Source organism: Paenibacillus amylolyticus (assembly GCF_050990605.1).
Taxonomy (GTDB): Bacteria; Bacillota; Bacilli; order Paenibacillales; family Paenibacillaceae; genus Paenibacillus; species Paenibacillus amylolyticus_H.
Genome location: NZ_CP158832.1, coordinates 3,633,149 through 3,657,544, shown reverse-complemented (window position 1 = coordinate 3,657,544; position 24,396 = coordinate 3,633,149). Strand labels below are relative to the sequence as shown.

The following is a 24,396-nucleotide window of genomic DNA, read 5'->3' as shown; positions in this document are numbered from 1 at the left end:
GAGCAAGTGAAACGATTGTTACTGTAAAAATTCAGAAAAAAGACAACATTTTCTAAACCACCGCATTTTTCTTTTCAACTTGGCTAGAATGGGGTAATGGTAACTGTTATATCTATTTTCTTGAAAAGAAGGTGATCTCTTGGCCATTCAACCGTTAGCACACTCGGATATATTGCCAGAGCATATTTATTTATTTCATGAAGGTAACCTTCATCACAGTTATCGAATGTTGGGCGCGCAGCCTGAGACTTGCGATGGCCGTCAGGGGTATCGCTTTACCGTATGGGCACCAAATGCCGCAGAAGTAGGACTGGCTCTGGACCGCAATGAATGGAAAGGCGAAAAGGAACCTTTATATAAGATACCCGAATCAGGATTTTGGAGTCGTTTTTTTCCGGAAATCAGCGAAGGAACTTTATACAAGTTTCGTATATTAACGGAAGATGGCACAGAATTGCTCAAAGCGGACCCATATGCGTTTCAAGCAGAGGTTCGACCTCAGACAGCCTCTGTCACCAGTTCAATCGAAGGGTACAAATGGAATGATGGAGCCTGGAGACGCAAACAACGTGCCATATATAACAAACCTCTACATATTTACGAAATGCACATGGGAACCTGGAGGCGCAAAGAAGATGGAAGTCTCTATAGTTATCGCGAGATGGCTGATTTGCTTGTTCCTTACTTATTAGAAATGAAATATACACATGTTGAAATGATGCCCCTCAGTGAGCACCCATATGACCTTTCGTGGGGCTACCAAAACACAGGGTTTTATGCGCCAACCAGTCGTTATGGGCATCCAAAAGATCTGATGTACCTGGTGGATACATTACATCAGGCTGGGATTGGCGTATTGCTGGATTGGGTTCCTGCACATTTTGCCAAAGACGCTCATGGCCTGCGTATGTTTGATGGTACGCCTTTGTATGAGTATGCAGATCCGATGTTAGCAGAGAAGCCAGGTTGGGGTACACTCAGCTTTGACTACTCGAAACCTGAAATTCGTTCATTTCTAATCTCCAATGCATTATATTGGATGGAGATGTATCATTTTGACGGACTCCGTGTTGATGCGGTTACGAGTATGCTTCGGCTTGATTTTGAGAAGCAGCCAGGACAATATCGTACCAATGATGAAGGTGGTCTTGAAAACAAGGAAGCTGTATCTTTCTTGCAGCAGCTCAATGAGACGGTGTTCAAGTATTTCCCTTATGCATTGATGATGGCTGAAGAATCAAGTGCATGGCCAATGGTGACTTTACCAGTACATGAAGGTGGTCTGGGCTTTAATTACAAATGGAACATGGGCTGGATGAATGATACGCTTGATTACATGGAATCTGATTTTCACGAACGTCCTTCCAAACATCATTTGCTGACTTTCCCGGTCGTATACTCCTTTGCTGAAAATTATGTGCTACCTCTGTCTCATGACGAGGTTGTTCATGGCAAAAAGTCGCTCCTCGACAAGATGCCAGGGACCTATGAACAGAAATTTGCTGGCATGCGTGCTTTTCTGGGCTATTTTATGACTTTCCCAGGGAAAAAGCTGTTGTTTATGGGTGGAGAATTTGGCCAGTTCATCGAATGGAAAGATGAGGATCAACTGGACTGGTTCTTGCTGGATTATGACAGTCACCGCAATTTGCATAAGTTTGAGCGTGAGCTGTCTAACCTGTACTTGAGCGAAAAAGCTTTGTGGGAGCTTGATCATTCCTTGGACGGTTATGAATGGATCACTCCGGATGATCAGGACCAGAGTGTCATTTCATACGTACGCAAAGGAAAAAAACCTGCGGATACACTCCTTGTGCTCATTAACTTCCAGCCGGTCAAGCGGGAGCGTTACCGGATTGGTGTCATGCGTCCCGGTATGTATACCGAAGTACTGAACAGTGACCATTCCGTTTATGGCGGTTCAGGCATTACTAATGATATGCAACTGCCTACCGAAAAGATTCCTTTTCATGGGCATCCGCATAGTCTCGAATTAGTACTGCCTCCGCTGAGCATCGTGATTCTAAAAAAGAACACGCGCCGGAAAACGGATGAATCGCCTGCGAGTATTACTTCCGTCAGTTCAAAAACAAAAAATAAAAATGAAAGCAACACGCTCAAACCGAAGAGGAGGACAAAGGCATGAATATTCTTTTTGCTGCTGCTGAAGTACATCCATTTATCAAAACAGGAGGCCTTGCTGACGTAATCGGTGCTCTGCCGTTTGCATTGAAAAAGAGCGGGGCAGATGTGCGGGTGATTATGCCGAAGTACAAAGGGATTCCCGATGAGTTTAAAGACACGTTACAGCCCGTAATTACAACGGATGTGCCTCTTGGCTGGCGCAGACCCTATTGTGGAATTGAAATGCTGGTTCATGATGGAATACCAATATATTTTGTGGATAATGAGTATTATTTTGGGCGTGATGGAGTGTACGGTTATATGGATGATGGCGAGCGTTTCGCCTTCTTCAACCGTGCAGTGCTCGAAGTGTTACCACAGATTGAGTTCAAGCCTGACGTGTTGCACAGTCATGACTGGCATGCGGGGATGATTCCTTTGGTACTTGAAGCCCATTACAGACATGATTCATTCTACAGTGATATTCGTACGGTATTCACCATACATAACTTGTTGTACCAAGGGGTATTCCCGCATGAGTTATTCAGTGAAATCCTTGAGTTGGACGATCGATATTTCACCGTAGATGGGGCCGAATATTATGGTAATGTCAATTTTCTGAAAGCAGGAATTGTGTATGCTGACCATGTGACAACTGTAAGCCCAACATATGCCCAGGAGGTGCAAACCTCTTATTATGGATACGGATTGGACGGACTGCTAAGCTCACTTGGAGATCGTTTCAGCGGGATTGTGAACGGGATTGATACCAAGAGCTACAACCCCGCAACGGACACCAAAATTCCAGTGAAATACAGAACAAGTCTGGCCAAAAAAACGGAGAACAAAATTGAGCTGCAAAAGGAACTTGGACTTCCAGTTCGTCCCGATGTACCTCTCATGGTGATGGTGACAAGGCTCGTGGACTCAAAGGGGCTTGATCTGGTATGCCGTATCCTGGATGAATTGCTGTACTATGATGACATTCAATTCGCAGTACTGGGAACAGGAGAGCAGGCATATGAACACTGGTTCCGGGAAGCGGCGAATCGTTATCCGCTCAAAATGTCTGCACAGATCACGTTTAACGACGGTTTATCCCGCCGCTTCTATGCAGGGAGTGATATCTTCCTGATGCCATCGAGATTCGAGCCATGTGGTATTAGTCAGCTTCTGGCTCTGCGTTACGGTAGTGTGCCTCTCGTAAGGGAAACAGGCGGTCTGAACGACACTGTGCAGGCATACAATGAGTTTACTGGAGAAGGGAATGGTTTCTCATTCACAAGCTTTAATGCACATGACATGATGAATACCATTCGGCGTGCTGAGGAGATCTACAAACAGCCAGAACATTGGAAGAAAATTGTGAAAAATGCAATGAGCGGGGAATACAGCTGGAACGTCTCTGCTGAGGAATATATGGATATTTATCGCCGGATCACAGTTGAGCCTGTAAACTGATGCAATCCTGAATAAGTCGCAGCATATCATGCTGTGGCTTTTTTAATCAAATAAACCAAAACACTTCCAAAGTTCAGAATGAAAGTCATCATCTGAGACGGTGGAAGTGTTTTCTCTTTTTTTAAATGACTGTTTGAATATAAACTTCAGTAGTGTTGGATCCTTGTCTGATCAAGCTGTCTATACAAAATTCGGTACCCATAGGGGTCAAGTTTAATATTCATCATTCCATCGGTTGGAAACACTGGCTCTTCCGTTAATGCATCCTTCCAGTCTTTCGTTTCCATGGGATGAGAAAGTGTTCGATCTTGAGGTGTATTGTTCATCCATACAGTAAAGTGGAGGTTGTCATCCACACGCTCGTATACAATGCAGGGGTCATTGTGATCCGCCTTAAGGAACCGGAAGCGTCCTTTGCGCAGGGCTTCATTGCTTTTGCGTAAATCGATCATCAGACGATAGAAATCATACAGTTCTCTGTCTTGCTTGGCGGGGTCCCATTCCATACATTTTCGACAATCCGGGTCAGCATCACCACTAATTCCCACCTCATCGCCGTAGAAAATACAGGGTGTACCGATATAGGTGAAAAGAAATACAACAGACAATTTTAATCGGCGTTTGTCTTCTCCTAACCGGGTGAGCAGTCGTGGGGTATCATGGCTGCACAGCATATTAAATATCACTTCGTTGGTTTGTTGCGGATAGCGCATAATCAGTGAACCCATCTCGTTGGCAAAGTTATAACCATCCATTGAACCACAGAAGAACTGAAGCACTTTGTCGGCAAATGGATAATTCATGACGGAATCGAATTGATCTCCCATAAGCCAGGTCAGGGAGTCACTCCATACTTCACCAACAATATAGGCTTCCGGATTCGCTGCCTTAACAACCTTGCGAAAATCACGCCAGAAATGGTTGTCCACTTCATTGGCTACATCCAGACGCCAGCCATCCAGCTTGATTTCCTTAATCCAGTACTCTGCTACATCGAGCAGATATGCTTTAACCTCAGGGTTCGCTGTATTAAACTTGGGCATGTTGCCATAGAAACCAAATGTATCGTACGTAGGAATACCGTCCTTGATCTGAACCGGATATTCATTGATGTGGAACCAATCGGCATACTTGGAGTTTTTTCCATTCTGGAGCACGTCTTGAAAAGGAGGGAAGTCTTCGCTGCAGTGGTTAAACACCGCGTCAAGCATGACACGTATACCCAGGCGATGGCATTCTTCTGTCAATTGTTTGAGCAGGGCATTAGTACCGAAATGAGGGTCGACTTTTTTATAGTCAATGGTGTCGTATTTGTGGTAGGAATTGGCCTGGAATAACGGGGTAAAGTAGATGGCGTTCACGCCAAGTTCAGTCAAGTCATGCAAATGATCCAGCACACCTTGCAGATCTCCGCCAAAATAATTGTCCAACTCCGGTTTGCCACCCCATTCATGGGTTTCTACTGGATTCAGCTGGGGATCTCCATTAGCAAACCGTTCCGTCATGATCTGATAAAAGACGGCTTCTTTGGCCCACTCTGGTACCTTAAAGACATCGATTTCATGTATATACGAGAACTCATAATATCCTCCTGTTGGATAGGGGTTCTCATAATGTATTCCGTTATCTGCAAGAAAAACATCTTCCGAACCGGCAGTTATCCGAAATATATAGGTAAGACGTTTGAACTGTGGCTTGACGGCAGCCTCCCAGTAATCAAACATGTTATCCGAAGCAGCCTTCTCGAGTTGAATTTCCTTGTAGGTACCGTTCCAATTGTACTTATCTCCGGTCAGTGCAGTCACATATTGCACATCATTACGTTTGGTTCGTACGCGCAGATGTATGGTAGATGAATTATAGGCATAAGCCCACTTGTCACGAGGAACATGATACATGGCTTCGAGTAGCATGACAGCACCTCCTGAATATAGGATAAGTTATAGTTATATTTAACCAAGTTAGCCAGCAAATGAATCACATTTACTGTAATAAAATGAATTATTTTCATCGTTTTCAAAGGTTTCTTTCACAGCATCTCCAGCTTCTTGCTGATTATACGTACAGTTAATTAAGAAAAAGGTACCCAGAACAGCATGAAATTCAAGTCTGTTTAGGGTACCCCTATATAACATGTTGAAAGTGAATCTTAGCGAATAGCTTGCTCAAATTCCGTTCGGATGGTTTGAAGCAGCCCTGGCTGACTCAGGACGTCATAGGCTGTTGTAGCAAGTGCTTTTGCTCCCAGAATCATGCCGTCCAGCGCGCGCTCCTGAAGTGCAAGGTCACGGAAAGCTATGGAGTGAAGGGTATGAACCTCATCCACAACACGAATGTAAGGGTGGATCGCTGGACATTTCAGGGAAACGTTACCGATGTCCATGGAGCCATGATCGTTACCACTCACAATCTCTTCTTGCGGGATGCCCAGTTCCATCAGATTTTGACTAAACGCAGCCGAGAATGCTTCATTGGTAACCATCTCATCATAGGACGTTTCATAGTTGGATGTCACCAGCTTACAACCTGTCTGGAGAGCAGAACCTTCAGCGATCTGAATCACACGTTCTGTGAGGATATTGAGTTCTTTGCGAGTTGCTGCCCGTACATAAAATTGTGCAGAAGCGTAGTCAGGAATGATATTTGCTGCCTGACCTCCGTTGTTGATCACACCATGAATCCGAACGGTGCTTTTCACTTGTTGACGGAATGCATTGATTCCGTTGAACGTTTGAATAACGGCATCAAGAGCATTAATGCCTTCGTGCGGACTTGCAGCAGCATGTGAAGATCGGCCATGGAATTCAAATTGCACAGCATCAATAGCCAGCGAGCTGCCTGACTTTTCGTAGGCATAATATGGATGCGCCATAAGAGCAACATCACAGTCATCAAACAAGCCTGCTTCCGCCATTGGAACTTTGGCACCACGTGTCTCTTCTGCAGGCGTACCAAACACTTTGATCGTTCCACCTACTTCATCCAGTATGGATTTCAGCCCAACAGCAGCTCCAAGACTCATCATGCAGATCAGATGGTGACCACAAGCGTGACCAATCTCCGGCAAGGCATCATATTCGCACAATAATGCAACGGTAGGACCGGGTTTGGCAGCGGTATAAGTTCCGATAAAAGCTGTCTCCAGTCCAAGGATGGGAGCCTCTACAGTGAAACCGTGGAAGACCAGTTCTTCTTTTAAACGGGCAGAAGCGAGATACTCTTCATTTCCCAGTTCGGGGTTGGCACCGATATATGATGAAATGGCTTTAAAACGGGAAGCATATTGATCAATAACCGTCAGAATATGTGATTTGTTAGCTGTCATTAGTAAACTCCTTATGCAAAAATGAAAATAATTCATTGATTATATCATGTTTGCTGTATTTTTTCAGAAACAAGTCAAGATTTGTAATGATAAAATGCATTGCATAATCATGCATTGTACTTTATAATGACTCAGTCATCAACATGAGAAGCATACAACGTATTGTAAGGGGAGAGAAAAAGGTTGAAATTGATAAGTCGTTACACCATGATGCTGTTGACCTTTGTTATTCTGCTGACGACTGCCGTTCCTGTGGCACTTGCAAGTGGGACTACAGATAATTCAAGCAGTAAAAAGCTGGTGCTCGGTACAAGTGCCGATTTTGCACCCTATGAATTCCATAAAGTGATTAATGGCAAAGATGAAATCGTCGGTTTCGATATTGAGATCGCCAAAGAGATCGCCAAAGATCTGGGCGCTGAGCTTGTGATTGAGGATATGGGCTTCGACGGCCTATTGCCTGCATTGCAAAGCGGGCGTGTTGATCTGGTCGTTTCAGGCATGACGCCGACGGATGAGCGGAAGAAAAGTATCGATTTTTCCGACACCTATTATAAATCAAAACAAGTCATTATGGTTCGCAATGTGGATAAAGACAAATATCCAACCATGACCGAACTTGAAAATGCGAAGATTGGCGTTCAGAAAGGTTCCATTCAGGAAACGATCGGACAGAGTATTCCAGGAGCGAAGCTTACTGCGCTTGATAAAATCTCGGATATCGTGCTTCAACTGCAAACCAAACGTATTGACGCGGCAATCGTAGAAGATACCGTGGCTGCAGGTTATCTGGACGATATCATTGGACTTGCTGCTGCTGTTCCGGACGAAGAGCAAGCAGAAGCGGCAATCGGGATTCGTAAAGGCAATACCGAGCTGCTAGCAGCCGTAAATGGAACACTGGAGCGATTGAAAAGCGAAGATAAAATCAATCAGATGGTGACGGACGCCAGCCTCTTGATGGCGGACAAAGCAAACAAATCACAAAATATTTTCCAAGTATTCTGGCAGTACAAAAGTTTCTATGCTACAGGTATAGGCTACACACTTCTGTTGTCTGCACTTGGGGTTATCTTCGGGGTAATTATTGGATTGATCATCTGTTTGTTCCGTTTGCATGACGCTGCAATCTTGCGGTGGATCGGTACAGCTTACGTTGAAGTGATCCGTGGTACACCAATGCTGGTACAATTAATGATCATTTACTATGGTTTTTCCCTAAGCTTTGGCATTAACTTTACTGCACTTCAGGCAGGTATCATTACACTTTCTATTAATAGTGGTGCTTATCTGGCAGAGATTTTCCGTGCAGGTATTCAAGGTGTGGATCGGGGTCAGTTGGAAGCAGCTCGTTCCCTGGGAATGGGTAGAGGGGCAGCAATGCGTTATATTATTTTACCGCAAGCCTTCAAAGCTGTATTACCAGCGATCGGTAATGAATTCATAACCATCATCAAAGAATCCTCCATTATCTCCGTTATCGGTATGGTGGACATTATGTATCAGGCAAGTGTGGTCAAAAACATTACGTACCAAGGCTTGAGTCCATTTTTGATTGCAGCAGCCATCTACTTTGTAATGACGTTCATTTTGTCCAAGCTGCTGGGACGACTGGAAAGGAAGTTGAGTGCAAGTGATAGACGTTAGACAATTACACAAATCTTATGGTAATAACGATGTGCTTAAGGGCATTAACGTGACGATTGGCAAAGGTGAGGTTGTCGTGGTCATTGGTCCTTCCGGTTCGGGAAAAAGTACATTCTTGCGTTGTTTGAACCTGCTGGAACAGCCTACCTCTGGTGAGATTGATTTTGAAGGCGTGTCAATCACCGATCCGAAGCACAACATCAACGCAACTCGTGAGAAAATGGGCATGGTGTTTCAGCACTTCAACCTGTTCCCACACAAAACGGTAGAGCAAAACATTACGATTGCTCCGATTAAAGTGAAGAAACAATCCACTCAGGAAGCGGAGAAAATTGCTGCTGATCTGCTTAACACCGTGGGCTTGTACGATAAAAAAGATACATTCCCGAATCAGCTGTCCGGTGGACAGAAGCAGCGGATCGCCATTGCTAGAGCATTGGCCATGCAACCGCATGTGATGCTGTTTGACGAGCCTACTTCGGCACTGGACCCCGAGATGGTTGGCGAAGTGCTGGATGTCATGAAACGTCTTGCAGAAGGCGGGATGACCATGGTCATCGTGACACATGAGATGGGTTTTGCACGTGAAGTGGGAGACCGAATCCTGTTCATGGATGGCGGGGTTATTGTAGAAGAGGGAACACCTGATGAGGTGTTTGGAGCACCGAAAAATTCACGTACACGTGATTTTCTTGCCAAAGTACTCTAAATGAAGTGATCAATAGCGCTACTGACTTCGAGTCGGTAACGCTATTTTTTTATGGATAATAATCATGTATGTATTCTGAAAAGTAACTATTCTGTTACCAAATGTAAAGGAATCCGGTCGTCCAACAATTCTAAATTAACCAGTATTCATACATATGATGACATGCTAAAAACCATTTGGTAAGAATTACTACAAGTTCAGGTTACAAAATTGTGATATATTGGACTCTGCCGAAACTTCCGGATAGGGAGTGCGGGGGATGTAACGATGCAGATTGTGCAGGGGGAAGATCTACAGCACACTGCTTGGGGTGAATTAGGGGTACATAACGTTTCAAATGTAATGAAAAACCTATAGGGTGGGCTCCTCATCCGAATCCGACAACTAACTTCGCAGGCACAATGAGGGAGGAAGACCATGATTAACAAGAAACGTATAGCCAAAACAGCAGTAGCATTATTGACAACAGCAATGCTCATTCAAGCCGTTCCGGCTCACGCCGATTCAGTTCATGTGGCCAAAGAAGGGGATACCTTCTACACCTTATCAAAACAATATGGAGTAGCACTCAACACGTTGGTTAAAGCAAATAACGACATTTCGCCTTACAACATTTATGGTGGTTTGAAAATTAAGATTCCCGGTAAGGCAAACAATGTAGCGACTGCTGCGGCAGCGGAGAGCAAAACCCAAGCGAAGACTGTTACTACAGCAAGCTTGGACGTTAACGCAGATAACAAAGTGGTTCAAGCCTGGGGAAAAACATTCGATTACAGTAAAGCAGTGAACGTAAAAGCAACCGCATACTCTGCAGATCCGTCCGAAAATGGAGGATGGGGTGCTGTGGATTACTTCGGCAATGATCTTGAACTGGGTACGATTGCAGTCGATCCAAGCGTGATTCCACTCGGAACCAAAGTACTGGTAACTGGTCATAGCCATCCAGGATTGCCAAAACAGGCTTTTGTCGCCACAGCGCGTGATGTAGGCGGTGCAATCAAGGGTCATCGGATTGATATCTTCATCCCGGGTAGCAAACAATCTGTAAGCACATTTGGATTTCAGGATATCGAGCTGTATATTCTGAAGTAAGAGTAAATTACATCTAATTCAAACAGGGTGTCTGTCAATCGCTACTTGCGATTGAACAGGCACCCTTTTAACATCATCAACATTCTTTATAATGGACATCCTAATCCTTGGCCTTTGGCAATCCCAGCATTTCGTCCAAGGTGACCAGTTCATACCCCCGATTACGTAGTTCCTCGATAATTTCAGGCAATGCCTCAATCGAGCCGTTCAGGTTTGAACCTACACCACCTCCAGCATGTTGCAGAACGATGGAGCCAGGTTTTACGGCAGACAGGATGTTATCTTTCACCTGTTCTTTAGAAAGGCCTTTCCAGTCCAGGGAGTCTACGTTCCAGTTCACAATGCTATAGTGCTGTTTCGCAGCCCATCTCAGCTGTTCTTCATTAATGTCTCCATAAGGAGGCCGAATCATCTTGGGCGTGTATCCCGCCAAACGTCGAATGATATCCCCGGTATGTAAAATTTGTTTGCGAAAGGCATTCATCGACAGCTTACTGAATTCAGGATGATTGTAGCTGTGATTACCAACCATATGCCCTTCCTTAACGATGCGTTTCACCAGACCTGGATGTTTCTCAGCACGACTACCCACGATAAAGAATGTTGCTCTGACATTGTATTTCTTCAATACATCCAGCACCTGTGGAGTAAACCGTGGATCAGGTACATCATCGAAAGTCAGTGCAACCTTCTTTGTTGAAGGACCATTGGTTTTGAACGTATCGGCATATTTTTGACGTAACTGTCCCAATGTCAGTTGTTCTTCTTCCACAGAATTTGATTCACTTGGCGGGCTTGAAACATTCCGCGATGAAACTGGAGCATGATATCCTCCGAGGAAAATAACGATAACCATCAGTATAATGAGGCGTACGCGCATAATAACGGCCTCCTTTTCTAAAATGACGTTCTCCTTGGTATGCCCTGGGGTTCTATGAAATATGCGCAGTGTGAGAAGTTTCATTGCGGATTCAGCTTATGACAGCCATAATTCCTCCATATATAACATATAGAAAAGGATAGGTGGATAGTCTATGAGTACATATGATTTGAAATCCATACGTTTACAAGTGATTGAAGCAGGAGAGGATAAGGTTTTTCTCGTTACCGGAGGAAAGGCGCATATTGGCGCGGTAGCCACGTTCTACGTGGAACATGAGCGCGTAAGCGGGACGACGGTACATATACCTGGGCATAAGGAACAAGAGCTGTGTGAGCGGCTTGCCCGAAAGGCTGCATCGCAGCTGAAAGTAACCGTTACGGTGATCATGGGTATGCATTTTGATTCCATCACGCGGATGCAGATCGACGAAATCGTGCAGACTGCAGAGAGGTTGATGGAGGATCATCTGAACCAAGATAAACGATCTTCCTGACATAGAGCCATCGAATGTTTTGATTTTATTTGCTAAAATTGAAACGAGTTGCAGATTGTTACGTATGTATGTTTATATACGATGTAATCGACTAGGAGGAATAACATAATGTCCATTTTCAAACGTTTGCGTGATCTAACCATGTCTAACATCAATGCCATTATTGACAAGGCGGAAGATCCAATCAAGATGACGGACCAATATATCCGTGACATGCAAGAGGATCTGGAAGATGCGGAGAAAGCAGTAGCTCAACAGATCGCGATTGAGAAGAAATTCAAGCAGTTGTTCGAAGAGCAGGAAGCTCTTGTGAAGAAACGTGAAGAGCAGGCGCATACGGCGGCACGTGCTCAGAATCTGGATTTGGCTCGACGTGCCCTGGAAGAGAAAAAGGCTGCTGAAGAGAAGATGGCTGAATACAAAACCAGCTATGATCAAAACAAGGCTTCTGCAGATAACCTGCGTGGCAAGCTCGACGAGATGCGTAAGCAACTGACTCAAATGAAGAACAAACGCGAAACATTGGTAGCCCGCTACAATGCAGCAAAAGCGCAAACGGAAATCAACAAAGCGTTGAATGGGTTTGGTTCAGATACTGCAAGTGCTGGAATGAAGCGTATGGAAGAGAAAATGATGCAGATGGAAGCACAGGCAGAAGCAAGCAACGAAATGTCTTCCAAAGGCAAGTCTTTGGATGAAGAGTTCGAGAAGTTGGGTAAAGATCAGGCTGTTGAAGATGAACTCGCAGCATTGATGAAACAGTACGACAATAAGAACTAATTACCTTGGTTGTCAGCAGGGTTAACCAGCGGAGGAGAAGAGCATTTCTCCTTCGCTTTTAAATGCGGTTCATGTTGATATGTGGGGGCTGTGTAAATGGATTTGAATATTTTGGCGATGCTGGTCTGGACGGTATCTGGTGCGGTTTTGCTGTTTGTTTTGATGTATGTCGACTCACTGTTCACGAAATATAAGGATTTTGCTGAAGTTAAGGCTGGCAATATGGCCGTTACTACACGTATGGTGATGAAATTATTTGCACAAGGGTATGTACTCGCTACGTCCATTTCTACGGCGGGTCACCTTGGTGAAGCATTATTGGTCTCCGTTGTATCCTTTATCATTTTGTTGATTCTGGAGAGTGTTGTACACTTTATGATTCGCAAATGGGCCAATCTCGATCTGGATACCGGAATTCAGCAAGGGAAGACAGGATACGGGTTGTTCTCTGGCGCTTTACACATCGTGGGCGCACTGATTATTGCAGCTTGTTTATAAGATAAGGAACAGGAGTAATTCTGATGAGTGTATGGAAACGAATTAAAGGAATACTAACGAAACCTGAACCACCGCAGGCAGAGAAAACGATGCTTCAGCTTGCACCTGGTGATATCTGTGAGGTTTCTCTGGTCACTTATGAAGTCGTTGGTCGGGTACAAAATCGCGCTCGAAATGCAGTTGTGCTAACGCTGCAGGATGGTACCGCATTTCGATATTTGCATATCGAAGAACGGGAACTCACACGTTACGCCCTATATACACCAATTGATGGCAGGCTTGATGCACCTGATGAGGTGCCCACCTTGCTGGACCTCGATGGACGCGCATATCATCTGGAGGAAGAGTATGGAGGCATGGTATCAACGGCAGGCAGAACTCCGTATGGTCAGGCTGGAGAACAATTGGTATGGCAGTATCAGTCGGATGATAATATGCTTCTTCGCGTGGAGTGGCAAGACAGAAGATTTACACTGTATGAGGGTGAGTCCATTCTTCCTGCGGATATCAAAGTGATTCGTTCGAGCTAGGAGAGGTTCCCAATGAAAAAACGCTTGGCATATGGATTAAAATTAATGCTGGTCCTCAGCCTTGTGATGTCTCTGTTGTCCGCGTGCGGGGCACCTTCTGTTCAGGACACATATCCGCTTGAGTCGGTTAACGGCAGTGGTAACTCAACGTCCTATGTGTACCGGGCTTCGGACCGCACCGTTCCGGAAGTGGCTCTGGAATTGTCTGACCAAAGGCAACCGGATCAGATCTCGGCAGAGAACACAGAGCGTATGTTCCTCGTGTATCAGGAGGAGTATTATCACTTGCAACAAGACCCGAACAAGCCGGAGGATACCTTGGTTGAGGTGGACTCCAAGGAATATGTTCGGCAGAACTACGATTCATCTTTTTTACAAGGTTACCTCACCGCTACATTAATTGGTAATCTGTTCGATTCTTTTGGCGGGCGAGGTTATGGCAACTATCGAGGATATACCAATAAAGATACGTATAAACCGAGCGCAGGATCTTATCGAGCACCAACTAGTAATGACAAGAAGCTTGCTCCACCGATTACTGTTGATCGGAAAGGTACGATTACAAGGCGCGGAAGCGATAAAGATTCAAGCGTAGGATCGGGCGGAGGATTATTCAACCGTAACAAGGATCAGAGCAAGGGAACCATTGATCGCAACAAGAGCAGTGGTGGGTTGTTTGATTCACCTAAGAAATCCTACAAAAAACCGAAAACCAGAGTGGGCGGTGGCCGAATTAAGAGGCGAAGATAATAAGCATCTAATCATAAGGATGGCTGTCAATCGCATAATTCATTTAAGAACAGTGAAAAGGGAAGGCGGATTCACCTCGCCGGCACATGACCTTTGAACTGTTCTTTTTGGTTTACGATTTGCGAACATGATTGGATTTGCGTACGCGGGGAATCGTTGAAGCAGGCTGTTTGCGAATCCAGCGGATAAATGGAATCATTCGTTCATCCTGTCTCAGGGATTGCAGGTCCGTGAGTCCAAGCGTTACAATGTCGCGATTGGTGTATAGCGAATGAATCTGTTTGTGACAGGGAATGCACAGATTGGCCGTTGACAGAAATGTCCCTCCCATTTCTTTGGGTGTCAGATGATGAATGGTTGTGTTCACAGGTTCTCTTCCGCATAATTCACATCGTTTACTCATGATCATCGCCTCCCTTTGTCAATTATATTATGGGCATACAAGATGCCTTTCATGTTGAATATAGGTCAACGAACGTTACACCTGTAAGAAATAAGATTTTGTCACAGGATTCAATGAGTAATGTACTTGTTATCTTACAGCATTCGGGCTACACTTTTTTAAAAGATGATATGTCTCTAGGAGGTAAGAATACTTTTGAAAATGAACTCACATTCACATGATATGACAACTGCCAAATTTAATCGTACAGCTGTACAGGTACCGGATGCTCAGGCGAAAATAGCTGCAAGAGTTACTGTAGGCTCCATAGAGAAAGTTCATCTTGAATCTGCTCATGGCCGCACACTTGCAGAGACGATTCAGGCACCTCATCCGTATCCATTCTTCCGGAGGTCGGGTATGGATGGATTCGCGATTATAAGTACAGATACCATAGATGCATCGAGTGATCATCAAATTTGGTTTCGAGTAATTGATGAAATTCCTTGCGGCTACACCTCGGACCAAACCATTGTTTCAGGTACGACGGCTCGAATTATGACCGGTGCACAGGTTCCAGAAGGTGCAGATGCGGTAGTCATGATGGAGATGACCGAGAGCAAGGTAGTGGACGGAGAACAGTGGATTGCATTGAAACGGCACATATTGTGGGGTGCTAACATCACCCCAATCGGACTGGAAGTCCAAGAGGGACAGCAACTGCTCGAAGCAGGAACGATCATCAGGGCAGGGGAGCAGTCCGTGTTAGCTACGTTTGGCATAGCAGAAGTCCCCGTATTTCAACGTCCAAAGGTGGCGATATTCGCAACCGGCACGGAATTGCTTGATGTAGACGAGCCCCTGCAACCGGGCCGGATTCGAAACAGCAACAGCTACATGCTGCGCTCTCTGGTCGTTGAAGCGGGAGGAGAGCCGGTAATGTATGGTTCTATTGCAGACGATGTGAATATGGCAAGGGCCAAACTGGAAAAAGCCATTCAAGATAATGATATTGTGGTGACCACAGGTGGTGTATCCGTCGGGGATTATGATATTATGGGCGAACTTGTACTGGAAGAACATGTAGAGATGTTGTTTAACAAAGTGACGATGCGACCAGGCAGTGTGACCACAGCTGCTGTATATAAAGATAAATTGCTTTTTGCACTTTCGGGTAACCCGGGGGCTTGTTTTGTGGGTTTTGGTCTGTTTGTTCGTCCAACCATTCGTTCCATGCAGGCGGATGCTCATCCTTATATGGAAGAATGGACTGCGATCTTGGAAGAAGAGTACACCAAAGTGAATAATTTTACACGGTTCGTACGTGGACGCACAGAGATCCGCAATGGCGTGGTGTACGCGATACCGGCTGCTGCCCGTGTAGATGAATCCAGCGTGATGATCACCATTAAGGACAGTGATTGCCTGATTGTTATCCCACCTGAGAAAAAAGGTATTCCTGCGGGTGAGCAGGTACGTATTCTCAAACTGCCCTCAGGTCATGTGAGGTAGTGGTAGATGACTACTATGAGTGATACAAAGCCACATATCATACAGATTGTTGGATACAAAAACACGGGCAAGACAACCCTGACAGCCGCGCTGATCGGGCACTTTTCTTCCATGGGACTTAAAGTAGCAGCAATTAAGCATGATGGACATGACCATTTTGAGATGGATCAAGAAGGAACGGATTCGTATCGATTTGGAGAGGCTGGGGCCTCGGCGGTGGTTGTCATGTCCGAGAAACGTACTGCGATTATGGAGCGACAGGCAACCAAGCTGGAGGATATGCTGAGCTATCTGTCCGGCTATGATTGGATTGTCATTGAAGGATTCAAGGATGCTTCCTATCCCAAATTCGTGATGGTTCGAGAAGAGAAAGATCTGACCTTGGTTGATCAACTTGAAGGGGTACTGGGGATGATCTCATGGCTACCTTCAGAGCAGTTTATAGAGCGGAGCACTTTTAGCAGAAATATAACATGTTACTCGTTTCATGAAACTGAGGATATAGCCAAAGCGTTATTAGCGATGGTTGAGAGCGAGTGTAGGCAGAATGGTGAAGTCGAATCGTAGAAACGTCAAGAAGTGGAAAATTATAATCGCTATACATGATGGAATGTACAGAGTGCATGATTAATTGTTATTAAATATAACGTAATTTTTATTATGTAAACTAAAAAACAAAAAAAGCAGCAGACCTTTCTCGGATCGAAATCCTTGATGTGGTTTGCTGCTTTATGCTGTTAAAAATGTTACATCCCGTCCTCAGTACGACGTTCGATGGCTTCGGACATCGTTTTGTCGGTAAGGTGAGCATAGATCTCGGTCGTTTCCGTAGAAGCGTGTCCTAACTGCTCTTTCGTTTTGTAAATATCATTTTGCAAATAATAGTCGGTTGCGAATGAATGGCGTAATTTGTGCACGGTCAAGTATGGTTTGCCAAAGCGCTTGGCGTATTTCATGATCATGGCCTGGATTGCTCTTTTGGTCATTCGGCTTCCTTCTGAATCTCCGTTACGCAAAGCAATGAACAGACCTTTCTCCCGCTTGGGCGTCCGGTACCGTGATTGCCGCAGGTTCATATAAGTCGCGAGTTCGTCCTTGGCCTGTTCCCTGAAATAAACAGGTGTTTTGTACGTCTCATCATTGTTACCTTTGCGATAAACATAGAGGAGTTTGTTGTTCAGATCGAGGTCATCAACGTTTAGGTTCACGACCTCCGACACCCGTAAACCTGAATTGAGAATCAGGCTGGCAATACAGGCGTCCCGTTCTTTGTTGAGCTCATGGGAATACAGCGCCTGTTTGTTCTTCTCCATATCAACAGCGTAACCTTCAAGGATATAGCCGATAAATTCCAGCAGTTCCTCTTCCTCCAGGATTTTACCTTTGAGTTTTGCAGCGGTGTCCTTCGGTTTATGGGTACGCTTGATCTCGATTTTGGCCATAATGTTCCGCTTCAGCAAAGGATAAAAGTCTTCATCTTCCGCAATCTGGCTCAGGTAATGAAAAAGGGAGCGAAGGGAAGAGAGTTTGCGAGAGACGGTAATTCTGGAATTGGTTCCTTCCCGTTTGGTTGTGAGAAATAAACGATAGGCGGTAACCGAATCCATGCGAAGGACTTCCAGTTCATTCAACGTTACTTCTTTATTAGAGCTTGCCTCGGACAGCCCTTCTGCTCGCAACCATCCGAAGAAAGCTTCGTAATCTCTCAGATATTCGAGCAGGGTAGAGGGAGACAGGTCAGGCAGCTTGTAGTCCATGAATTGCTGAACGAACCAAGGCATGGAAGGTAGTTTGTCATCCAGCTTGCGTCGATCAATCTCTTTTTGCACGTTGGTCAAGTTCGACACCTCCATGTGAAAACATATAAGATTAATATTCAATTTAATCGTATTCTCTGCTCTAGTGTACCATAATTTACATGCTCACAGTTTGTTCACCAAAGCAGGTAGTAAGGTAGGGGATGCTTCCTTGCCCTTCGGCGCGTAAACCTTTAAAGTAATCAGTATACGTAGAGCAGAGGAGGTGAACCGGATGAATATGAAAATAGAGCTGGTTCCCCGGGAACGCAGTCAGGTGATTCGACATTTAATGCAATTTTATCTATATGATTTTACCAAATATCTGAATATTGATGTGGACAGCAACGGTATATTTCCGGAATATCCGGGTCTGGAGGCATTCTGGACAGAAGAAGACCGCAAGTTTCCTTTTTTGATTACAAGTGATGGGGCACCTGCTGGATTTGCTCTGGTGGAGAAATTGGAGCCTGGAAGTAAGGATAACGACTACTATTTGACTGAGTTTTTTGTGATGCAAAAATATCGGCGCAGTGGAGTGGGTACTCGGGCAGCATATGAGCTGTTTAAACGTTTTCCAGGGAGGTGGAAAGTGACCCAGGTTCGGAACAATGTCATTGCCCAGGCGTTCTGGCGAAAAATTATAGGGGACTATACCGGAGGCCGTTTTCGAGAAAAGTTCCATCCGGAACTGGGCAATCCAAGCCAGTATTTTGTAACCTGATCCCAATCGGGATTTAACTTACATATAAAACATTTGCATGATTGCTATATAAGTAAACGGATCATTTAATTGATAACGGTGAGGACAGAAAAAATCCTAAAAAAGCGAAGCTAAAAGCTTTCTGGAAGAAAGCTGCATCGGAAGCATACGCTTCGCCTTTATCCCCGGATTATCCCCTTCGGGAAAGGGATCAAAAAAATCTGGGGATAAGAGAAATTGGAAGGTTATTCTGTCATCGTAGTGTCAGTGTAAATAATCTTTTGTTTAATTTATATAGGATATTTAATGAAGGAGTGAGTAACATGAACGCACCCACATTCCATCTCGATGGACAGACAGCACTGGTGACAGGTTCAGGGAGAGGGATCGGAAAAGCAATTGCGATTGGACTAGCCCAATCAGGCAGTGACGTTGTCCTTGTATCCCGAACAATGAAAGAAATTGAGGAAACAGCCGCTTACATTTATGAACAGACAGGGCGTAAAGCGCTCGCTTTAACTGCGGATGTGACATCAAGAGAACAAATGGAAGAGACGTTTCAAGAGGCAATCTCGGAGATGGGGGGGATGGACATTCTGGTGAATAACGCAGGCATGAACATACGGACACCAGCACTTGAAGTAACGGACGAGCAGTGGGAAACCATCATGCAGACAAACTTAAAATCGGCTTTCTTCGCTTCGCAATTGGCGGGTCAGCATATGAAAGAACGTGGGACTGGGAAGATCATTAACATCTCTTCGGTAGGTGGGCATACGGCTTTGCGGACAGGGGTCGTATATGGCGCGACCAAAGCTGCGTTAATTCATATGACCAAAGTGCTCGCACTGGAATGGGGCAAGTATGGAATCCGAGTCAATTCAGTAGGGCCATGGTATTTCCGAACACCTCTGACCGAAAAACTGTTGGATGATCCCCAGTATTTGCAGGAGATTGTAAGCCGTACACCGTTACAGCGGGTGGGAGAACTGGAAGAAGTGGTAGGGCCGGTTGTATTCCTGGCATCAGATGCAGCGGGATACATAACGGGTCAGACGTTATTGGTTGACGGTGGAATGTCCATTTATGGCTTCTAAATAAATGAAGTTGGTTGCAGTCTGGGAAAGTGAGTGGCATAACCATTTCATGGGTAATAACATAGGGAGAATTAATCTGTATTTCTATTTATCTGTACCCAATTCACTGAACTTGGAGGAAGATAACCATGGAAACGCGCAAGTATGGTAATACTGGCATGAACGTAAGTACACTTGGATTTGGCGGAGCGGAAATCGGCCAAAATGTATCCAAAACGGATGTCGAAAAATTGCTGAATAGTGCCCTCGATGCAGGATTAAACGTAATTGATACGGCTGAATGTTACGGTGACAGCGAGGAATTAATCGGAGAGGTGCTGTCACATCGGCGTGATGACTACTATTTGTTCACCAAATGTGGACATGCTGCCGGGATCGAAGGTCCCGATTGGGATGCAAAAGTACTGGAGCAAACGATTGATCGCAGTCTGAAAAGGTTGAAAACGGACTATGTGGACATTATCCATTTGCATAGCTGCTCTGAAGAAGTACTCCGACATGGAGCAGTGATCGAAGTACTACAGCGTGCCAAGGAATCAGGAAAGACTAGATTCATCGGATATAGCGGGGATACATCAGATGCGTTATATGCGATTCAGACCGGATTATTTGACAGTCTGGAGACTTCATTAAATATCGCAGATCAGGAAGCGATTGAACTTACGTTGCCTGAGGCAAGAAAAAGAAACATGGGGGTAATCGCCAAAAGACCTATTGCCAATGCGGCCTGGACATATGAAACACTTTCGGAAGAGGCGTATCCATTTATATACTGGAAGCGCTTAAATGAACTTAACTATGGTTTTCTGGGTGAAGATGCCCAGGCAGCGGTAGAAACTGCACTGCGATTTACGCTAAGTACTGAAGGCGTAGATACGGCTATTGTAGGAACAGCCAAGCCCAATCGTTGGCAGCAAAATGCCGACCTTGTGGCTAAAGGGCCACTACCACAGGAATTATATGATGAAATTAGAGCACGTTGGAAAGAAATCGCCGGAGCAGATTGGACTGGCCGGACCTGATTCTTTGCATTTGCCAAAATGGATTTTATTTTGCGAAGCTGCCAATAGGCAGCTTTCTTTTTGTCATAAGCATTATATTTTCAACATATGAAAAATTCATAATAATTAACATTATAACTATTTCGTAAAATGTTCAAATCATCTTAAGCATACTACTTTAATTTTGAGACAACAATAAACGGTAACTGTGTTGGCACTAAAAGCTAATTCGCCGCTAATTATAATATTTCAATATATGAAAAATTCACAATAGAAAAAACAAACACCGCTGTTACTTCCCATCTTTTAGTTACGATTCAGCACGCCCCGCGACTAAATGAACTGCCATCCTTCACGGTGAAAGTCAAATGATTTCTGATTAACAAAATAATATATATTTCAGGAAAGTACCTGCAGCAGCGTATGGAAAAGGAATCAAAAGAAAAGGTTGTCCCTTTTTCAGGAGGAACAACCTTAATTTCTCGAAAAAATCTACTGAAATAGAAGCCACAGTGCCAATACAAATTTATATAAAAAGTAGAACGAGAAACCCAGCAAAAGGACTCCAGCCATGGCAGAGACAGCTTGTATCATTTTTTTGCTCATTACTTTTCGTGTCACAGATACAATGGAGAGCAGACCCAGGTCATGAATGAGAATTCCACACAGTACGCCAAATGCTGCAATGATAAAACTCAGCTTACCGGTAGATTGGTATGAATCAGATAATACAACACCAAAAACAGATATCCAAAAAATAAGATTGCCAGGGGAGACAGCTACCAATAAGCCATTGCGGTATGTCCTCCAGAACGATTTTTTGATTTTTCCGTTCGTATGATCTGATGTTGCCATATCCAGATCGGAGTTCCGGATCGAATCGTATCCCAGAAAGGCCAGAAATCCAGCTCCCGCAAGCCATAGTGGAATTTGTACATAAGGAAGAGATAAGACGGAAGCAAATCCGAAGTACATAGCCAGGATTAAACCAGCATCAATTGTCATGCCTCCAAGACCCACGGCCCAGCCATGGATAAACCCATTTCTCAATCCCTGCTTGGTCATCTCTACCGTAATTGCTCCCACTGGCATGGCAATAGCGAGACCAATCAGGAAGAACTTAATATAGATTTCCATTGTCATTTCCTTTCTGTCAGTAATGAATTCTTATTTCGATAGGGCTTGTCCGGTTGTTTATGTAGTTATAGCGAGTATGGAGCACAAGGCTCTCCTCCTACAAATGGGTGGTATAGAGTTTATTCGGAGGAGAGTATTTTTAGAATCGATTTAAGCTATTCAATTACTTTGTCCTGCTGAAAGGATCGAAGAAACGGGCATTTGGAAGGAGCGGTATCGTCATCGCGCAAAAAATATTGTTTATACTCCAGATTGCCTTGTGATCCGTATTGCTTTAATTCAGGATGTGCCGGTATGGTATCGTAGGCAGCCAAGCGTTCGCGGATTCTTGGAGCAATCGCTGCAGCTTTCTGAGGTTGTGCGTTCCATATATCGAGCACCCATCGCGGTGTTAGAGCTAACATGAAATAAGGAAAGTGGCGACTTTGTCGTGATACATGGGCTGGCGTCCCACAGTAGACAAAATACCGTTCGTCATTGTAACAAAACTCCCACATGGGATGCTCCGGGTCTTCTGGAATATCTTTTGGCCAAGGCTTGTTATCCAACTGTCTAATCTGGCTTAATAAATCCCAGAAGGCTGTTTCATAGGCCAATACATCCCGGACTTGTTTTTCCTTATCAAAAAATAAAATCAATGAAGAATATTCTCCGAATGAACGAGAGCATTCTCCATATTCCTTGAGTATGTCTGATACGTTACGTTCTGCAGACTCGTCTCCGAAATTAGAAACAAAGCCATATCGGAGGTGACCCAGGGCAAAAGCCTGTGTAGCCGGAATACAGGGAAATCGAGCCTCCCGGTCACTCATTTTCGAAGAGAATAAACGGTAAGCATCTCTTTTCCAGGCTTCGAGAGGGATCTCCTCATTCTCAATATCAGAAGATGAAAACAACAACGACATGAATAGTCCTCCTTTTACCTATAGGATATAACCCAAGGGAAAAATGGTGACAGTCCAACTTATTTTTGTTACGGAGACATGCAAGTGATCGATGTAATACACATACATATCACTTATCTAAAACGGATGAGGTGATATGTTGTTTTTTAATATCAAGGAATTGCAATATCATGCCAAGCCGGATCGACCCGACCCCGTGTTCGCCAGAAAACTACAAGAAGTACTGGGAGGACAATTTGGCGAAATTACCGTAGCCATGCAGTATTTATTTCAGGGCTGGAATGTCCGTGGAGATGGGAAATATAAGGACCTTCTTATGGATACGGGAACCGAAGAACTCGCTCATGTTGAGATGCTGGCTACGATGATCGCTCGCTTGCTGGACAATGCTCCATTAACCACACTGGAAGAGGCTGCCAAAGACCCAGTTATTAATGCGATACTCGGTGGAAGTAATCCGCAACATGCCATTGTAAGCGGACTTGGAGCAGCCCCAACCGATAGTAATGGATATCCATGGAATGCAAAGTACACAATAGCAAGTGGTAATTTATTAGCTGATTTCAGACATAATCTAGCAGCAGAATCTCAAGGCAGACTTCAGGTTGCCAGGTTATATGAAATGACCAATGACCGCGGTGTAAAAGACATGTTATCGTGGTTGCTTGCTCGGGATACCATGCATCAGAATCAGTGGATTGCAGCGATAAGAGAACTTGAAGAAAAAGAAGGAATTGTTGTACCCAGCACGTTCCCGAAAGAACTTGAGAAGAGAGATGTTGCGTATGTTCTCTTTAACTTCTCTCGTGGTGATGAGAGTGCAACCGGACGGTGGGCTCACGGTCCAAGTATGGATGGGCAAGGTACTTTCCAATATGTTCAGCATCCTCAGCCTTTGGCACCTGCACCTAAACTTCCCCCAGCGCCGCCGTATATTTTTGATACCCCACCTGAGGTTCTAAGAAAAGGAAGTTCAGCGGATATCCCACCGTTTATGCCATAGGCAATGGATTGTACAGCGGAGAAGAACAAAAAAGGAACCCAATGCTGGGTTCCTTTATGTGTTTCATGAAGATGTTACTGCGGACGTTGTTGATTCGAATACGTGCCAAAGGATTGACCATTAGTTGAGATATTAGGAGTGTTATATGGCTGCTCCAAGTAAGATGCATGTTGTGAAGATGAGTGTGCAAGTTGTTGTGCAAGACTGGAGATTTGTTGTAATTGCTGGATGGCGGTTTGATGTCCTTGCAGTGCGGTTTGGATCATATGTGCAGCTTGTTGCTCACGTTGTGCCAATTGCTCCAGTTGTTGAGCGTTGCTTTGTTCTTGTCTAAGTAGTTGTTGGTATTGCATAGAAGCCTGTTGTGTTTGTTGTGTAAGTTGTTGAGCCAACTGCGTAATTTGCTGCGATTGAGAGAACTGATTCATGTGTAAACCCTCCTGTTTGTTTTGATGTACCTGTGTATTATGTAATACGGTTCTGAGAAATATTCAATCTATCCTGTTCCATTCAAATGAGGATTATTTAATGAACATGATTCGCTGTGGATTGGGAAGGCTACCTTTAG

The 24,396-nt window shown here is 44.5% G+C and carries 24 protein-coding genes and 1 riboswitch; of the genes, 16 read left to right on the top strand and 8 right to left on the bottom strand.

What is annotated here, in order from left to right:
* The first annotated feature begins 139 nt into the window (after window positions 1–139).
* Window positions 140–2,146 carry a 1,4-alpha-glucan branching protein GlgB gene (gene glgB / locus ABTV53_RS16285; RefSeq protein ID WP_433744214.1) on the top strand — a complete coding sequence of 669 codons (2,007 nt, stop codon included), beginning with the start codon at window positions 140–142 and terminating at the stop codon, window positions 2,144–2,146.
* A complete protein-coding gene (glgA, locus tag ABTV53_RS16280) occupies window positions 2,143–3,585 on the top strand; it encodes a glycogen synthase GlgA (RefSeq protein ID WP_433744211.1) in 1,443 nt (480 codons plus the stop codon). The genes glgB and glgA overlap by 4 nt, the downstream gene beginning before the upstream one ends.
* A gap of 146 nt (window positions 3,586–3,731) precedes the next feature.
* Here the strand turns inward: glgA and ABTV53_RS16275 are convergent, their stop codons facing one another.
* Entirely contained in the window at window positions 3,732–5,498 is a 1,767-nt protein-coding gene (locus ABTV53_RS16275) for an alpha-glycosidase (protein WP_433744208.1), read from the bottom strand.
* A gap of 236 nt (window positions 5,499–5,734) precedes the next feature.
* Window positions 5,735–6,910, bottom strand: coding sequence for a M20 family metallopeptidase (locus ABTV53_RS16270; RefSeq protein ID WP_433744205.1), 1,176 nt, complete (start codon window positions 6,908–6,910; stop codon window positions 5,735–5,737).
* Window positions 6,911–7,093: 183 nt separating this feature from the next.
* Between ABTV53_RS16270 and ABTV53_RS16265 the strand changes: the two genes are divergently transcribed.
* From ABTV53_RS16265 to ABTV53_RS16255, 3 genes are all read left to right on the top strand, one after another.
* Window positions 7,094–8,557 carry an ABC transporter substrate-binding protein/permease gene (locus tag ABTV53_RS16265; protein ID WP_433744202.1) on the top strand — a complete coding sequence of 488 codons (1,464 nt, stop codon included), beginning with the start codon at window positions 7,094–7,096 and terminating at the stop codon, window positions 8,555–8,557.
* The gene (locus tag ABTV53_RS16260) at window positions 8,544–9,266 is read left to right on the top strand and encodes an amino acid ABC transporter ATP-binding protein (protein ID WP_036613682.1); all 723 of its coding nucleotides are present in this window, start codon (window positions 8,544–8,546) and stop codon (window positions 9,264–9,266) included. Before ABTV53_RS16265 ends, ABTV53_RS16260 begins: the two co-directional genes overlap by 14 nt.
* A gap of 218 nt (window positions 9,267–9,484) precedes the next feature.
* Window positions 9,485–9,681, top strand: a riboswitch (cyclic di-AMP (ydaO/yuaA leader).
* Window positions 9,682–9,683: 2 nt separating this feature from the next.
* The gene (locus ABTV53_RS16255) at window positions 9,684–10,358 is read left to right on the top strand and encodes a 3D domain-containing protein (protein ID WP_433744197.1); all 675 of its coding nucleotides are present in this window, start codon (window positions 9,684–9,686) and stop codon (window positions 10,356–10,358) included.
* A gap of 100 nt (window positions 10,359–10,458) precedes the next feature.
* Here the strand turns inward: ABTV53_RS16255 and ABTV53_RS16250 are convergent, their stop codons facing one another.
* Complete coding sequence (locus ABTV53_RS16250) at window positions 10,459–11,238, bottom strand: polysaccharide deacetylase family protein (RefSeq protein ID WP_433744194.1); 780 nt, start codon at window positions 11,236–11,238, stop codon at window positions 10,459–10,461.
* A gap of 154 nt (window positions 11,239–11,392) precedes the next feature.
* Here ABTV53_RS16250 and ABTV53_RS16245 point away from each other — a divergent pair, with 154 nt between their 5' ends.
* From ABTV53_RS16245 to ABTV53_RS16225, 5 genes are all read left to right on the top strand, one after another.
* The gene (locus ABTV53_RS16245) at window positions 11,393–11,734 is read left to right on the top strand and encodes a hypothetical protein (RefSeq protein WP_433744191.1); all 342 of its coding nucleotides are present in this window, start codon (window positions 11,393–11,395) and stop codon (window positions 11,732–11,734) included.
* Window positions 11,735–11,842: 108 nt separating this feature from the next.
* Complete coding sequence (locus tag ABTV53_RS16240; RefSeq protein WP_076210133.1) at window positions 11,843–12,514, top strand: PspA/IM30 family protein; 672 nt, start codon at window positions 11,843–11,845, stop codon at window positions 12,512–12,514.
* A 96-nt stretch (window positions 12,515–12,610) separates the two neighbouring features.
* Window positions 12,611–13,012 carry a DUF350 domain-containing protein gene (locus ABTV53_RS16235; protein ID WP_433744188.1) on the top strand — a complete coding sequence of 134 codons (402 nt, stop codon included), beginning with the start codon at window positions 12,611–12,613 and terminating at the stop codon, window positions 13,010–13,012.
* A gap of 23 nt (window positions 13,013–13,035) precedes the next feature.
* Window positions 13,036–13,542 carry a DUF4178 domain-containing protein gene (locus tag ABTV53_RS16230; protein WP_076317633.1) on the top strand — a complete coding sequence of 169 codons (507 nt, stop codon included), beginning with the start codon at window positions 13,036–13,038 and terminating at the stop codon, window positions 13,540–13,542.
* Between the two features lie 12 nt (window positions 13,543–13,554).
* On the top strand, window positions 13,555–14,292 hold the full coding sequence (locus ABTV53_RS16225; RefSeq protein ID WP_433744184.1) for a DUF4247 domain-containing protein: 738 nt from the start codon (window positions 13,555–13,557) through the stop codon (window positions 14,290–14,292).
* Window positions 14,293–14,404: 112 nt separating this feature from the next.
* On the opposite strand, the gene ABTV53_RS16220 is transcribed toward ABTV53_RS16225, so the two are convergent.
* A complete protein-coding gene (locus ABTV53_RS16220) occupies window positions 14,405–14,695 on the bottom strand; it encodes an HNH endonuclease (RefSeq protein WP_433744181.1) in 291 nt (96 codons plus the stop codon).
* A gap of 201 nt (window positions 14,696–14,896) precedes the next feature.
* On the opposite strand from ABTV53_RS16220, the gene ABTV53_RS16215 reads away from it, so the two are divergent.
* Both ABTV53_RS16215 and mobB read left to right on the top strand, forming a co-directional pair.
* Window positions 14,897–16,186 carry a molybdopterin molybdotransferase MoeA gene (locus ABTV53_RS16215; protein WP_433754243.1) on the top strand — a complete coding sequence of 430 codons (1,290 nt, stop codon included), beginning with the start codon at window positions 14,897–14,899 and terminating at the stop codon, window positions 16,184–16,186.
* Window positions 16,187–16,192: 6 nt separating this feature from the next.
* On the top strand, window positions 16,193–16,753 hold the full coding sequence (mobB, locus tag ABTV53_RS16210; RefSeq protein WP_433744178.1) for a molybdopterin-guanine dinucleotide biosynthesis protein B: 561 nt from the start codon (window positions 16,193–16,195) through the stop codon (window positions 16,751–16,753).
* A 179-nt stretch (window positions 16,754–16,932) separates the two neighbouring features.
* Here the strand turns inward: mobB and xerS are convergent, their stop codons facing one another.
* The gene (gene xerS / locus ABTV53_RS16205; RefSeq protein WP_433744175.1) at window positions 16,933–18,039 is read right to left on the bottom strand and encodes a tyrosine recombinase XerS; all 1,107 of its coding nucleotides are present in this window, start codon (window positions 18,037–18,039) and stop codon (window positions 16,933–16,935) included.
* Between the two features lie 178 nt (window positions 18,040–18,217).
* On the opposite strand from xerS, the gene ABTV53_RS16200 reads away from it, so the two are divergent.
* The 3 genes from ABTV53_RS16200 (at window position 18,218) to ABTV53_RS16190 (ending at window position 20,804) form a co-directional block, all read left to right on the top strand.
* Complete coding sequence (locus ABTV53_RS16200; protein ID WP_017688107.1) at window positions 18,218–18,706, top strand: GNAT family N-acetyltransferase; 489 nt, start codon at window positions 18,218–18,220, stop codon at window positions 18,704–18,706.
* A 302-nt stretch (window positions 18,707–19,008) separates the two neighbouring features.
* Window positions 19,009–19,782 (top strand): SDR family NAD(P)-dependent oxidoreductase, encoded by a 774-nt coding sequence (locus tag ABTV53_RS16195; protein WP_433744170.1) that lies wholly within the window; start codon window positions 19,009–19,011, stop codon window positions 19,780–19,782.
* Between the two features lie 128 nt (window positions 19,783–19,910).
* Entirely contained in the window at window positions 19,911–20,804 is an 894-nt protein-coding gene (locus ABTV53_RS16190) for an aldo/keto reductase (RefSeq protein WP_433744167.1), read from the top strand.
* 471 nt (window positions 20,805–21,275) lie between these two features.
* Here the strand turns inward: ABTV53_RS16190 and ABTV53_RS16185 are convergent, their stop codons facing one another.
* Entirely contained in the window at window positions 21,276–21,920 is a 645-nt protein-coding gene (locus tag ABTV53_RS16185; protein ID WP_433744164.1) for a LysE family translocator, read from the bottom strand.
* A 155-nt stretch (window positions 21,921–22,075) separates the two neighbouring features.
* A complete protein-coding gene (locus ABTV53_RS16180) occupies window positions 22,076–22,825 on the bottom strand; it encodes a YqcI/YcgG family protein (RefSeq protein ID WP_433744161.1) in 750 nt (249 codons plus the stop codon).
* Between the two features lie 139 nt (window positions 22,826–22,964).
* Here ABTV53_RS16180 and ABTV53_RS16175 point away from each other — a divergent pair, with 139 nt between their 5' ends.
* The gene (locus tag ABTV53_RS16175) at window positions 22,965–23,828 is read left to right on the top strand and encodes a manganese catalase family protein (protein ID WP_433754241.1); all 864 of its coding nucleotides are present in this window, start codon (window positions 22,965–22,967) and stop codon (window positions 23,826–23,828) included.
* A gap of 74 nt (window positions 23,829–23,902) precedes the next feature.
* On the opposite strand, the gene ABTV53_RS16170 is transcribed toward ABTV53_RS16175, so the two are convergent.
* Window positions 23,903–24,256 carry an AMP-dependent synthetase and ligase gene (locus ABTV53_RS16170; RefSeq protein ID WP_433744158.1) on the bottom strand — a complete coding sequence of 118 codons (354 nt, stop codon included), beginning with the start codon at window positions 24,254–24,256 and terminating at the stop codon, window positions 23,903–23,905.
* Window positions 24,257–24,396 lie beyond the last annotated feature (140 nt).

Bases quoted from the DNA above. Each gene is read 5' to 3' on its own strand.
- glgA (WP_433744211.1), top strand. From the start codon at position 2,143: ATGAATATTCTTTTTGCTGCTGCTGAAGTACATCCATTTATCAAAACA.
- ABTV53_RS16275 (WP_433744208.1), bottom strand. From the start codon at position 5,498: ATGCTACTCGAAGCCATGTATCATGTTCCTCGTGACAAGTGGGCTTAT.
- ABTV53_RS16270 (WP_433744205.1), bottom strand. From the start codon at position 6,910: ATGACAGCTAACAAATCACATATTCTGACGGTTATTGATCAATATGCT.
- ABTV53_RS16255 (WP_433744197.1), top strand. From the start codon at position 9,684: ATGATTAACAAGAAACGTATAGCCAAAACAGCAGTAGCATTATTGACA.
- ABTV53_RS16250 (WP_433744194.1), bottom strand. From the start codon at position 11,238: ATGCGCGTACGCCTCATTATACTGATGGTTATCGTTATTTTCCTCGGA.
- ABTV53_RS16245 (WP_433744191.1), top strand. From the start codon at position 11,393: ATGAGTACATATGATTTGAAATCCATACGTTTACAAGTGATTGAAGCA.
- ABTV53_RS16240 (WP_076210133.1), top strand. From the start codon at position 11,843: ATGTCCATTTTCAAACGTTTGCGTGATCTAACCATGTCTAACATCAAT.
- ABTV53_RS16235 (WP_433744188.1), top strand. From the start codon at position 12,611: ATGGATTTGAATATTTTGGCGATGCTGGTCTGGACGGTATCTGGTGCG.
- ABTV53_RS16230 (WP_076317633.1), top strand. From the start codon at position 13,036: ATGAGTGTATGGAAACGAATTAAAGGAATACTAACGAAACCTGAACCA.
- ABTV53_RS16225 (WP_433744184.1), top strand. From the start codon at position 13,555: ATGAAAAAACGCTTGGCATATGGATTAAAATTAATGCTGGTCCTCAGC.
- ABTV53_RS16220 (WP_433744181.1), bottom strand. From the start codon at position 14,695: ATGAGTAAACGATGTGAATTATGCGGAAGAGAACCTGTGAACACAACC.
- ABTV53_RS16215 (WP_433754243.1), top strand. From the start codon at position 14,897: ATGAACTCACATTCACATGATATGACAACTGCCAAATTTAATCGTACA.
- mobB (WP_433744178.1), top strand. From the start codon at position 16,193: ATGACTACTATGAGTGATACAAAGCCACATATCATACAGATTGTTGGA.
- xerS (WP_433744175.1), bottom strand. From the start codon at position 18,039: ATGGAGGTGTCGAACTTGACCAACGTGCAAAAAGAGATTGATCGACGC.
- ABTV53_RS16200 (WP_017688107.1), top strand. From the start codon at position 18,218: ATGAATATGAAAATAGAGCTGGTTCCCCGGGAACGCAGTCAGGTGATT.
- ABTV53_RS16195 (WP_433744170.1), top strand. From the start codon at position 19,009: ATGAACGCACCCACATTCCATCTCGATGGACAGACAGCACTGGTGACA.
- ABTV53_RS16190 (WP_433744167.1), top strand. From the start codon at position 19,911: ATGGAAACGCGCAAGTATGGTAATACTGGCATGAACGTAAGTACACTT.
- ABTV53_RS16185 (WP_433744164.1), bottom strand. From the start codon at position 21,920: ATGGAAATCTATATTAAGTTCTTCCTGATTGGTCTCGCTATTGCCATG.
- ABTV53_RS16180 (WP_433744161.1), bottom strand. From the start codon at position 22,825: ATGTCGTTGTTGTTTTCATCTTCTGATATTGAGAATGAGGAGATCCCT.
- ABTV53_RS16170 (WP_433744158.1), bottom strand. From the start codon at position 24,256: ATGAATCAGTTCTCTCAATCGCAGCAAATTACGCAGTTGGCTCAACAA.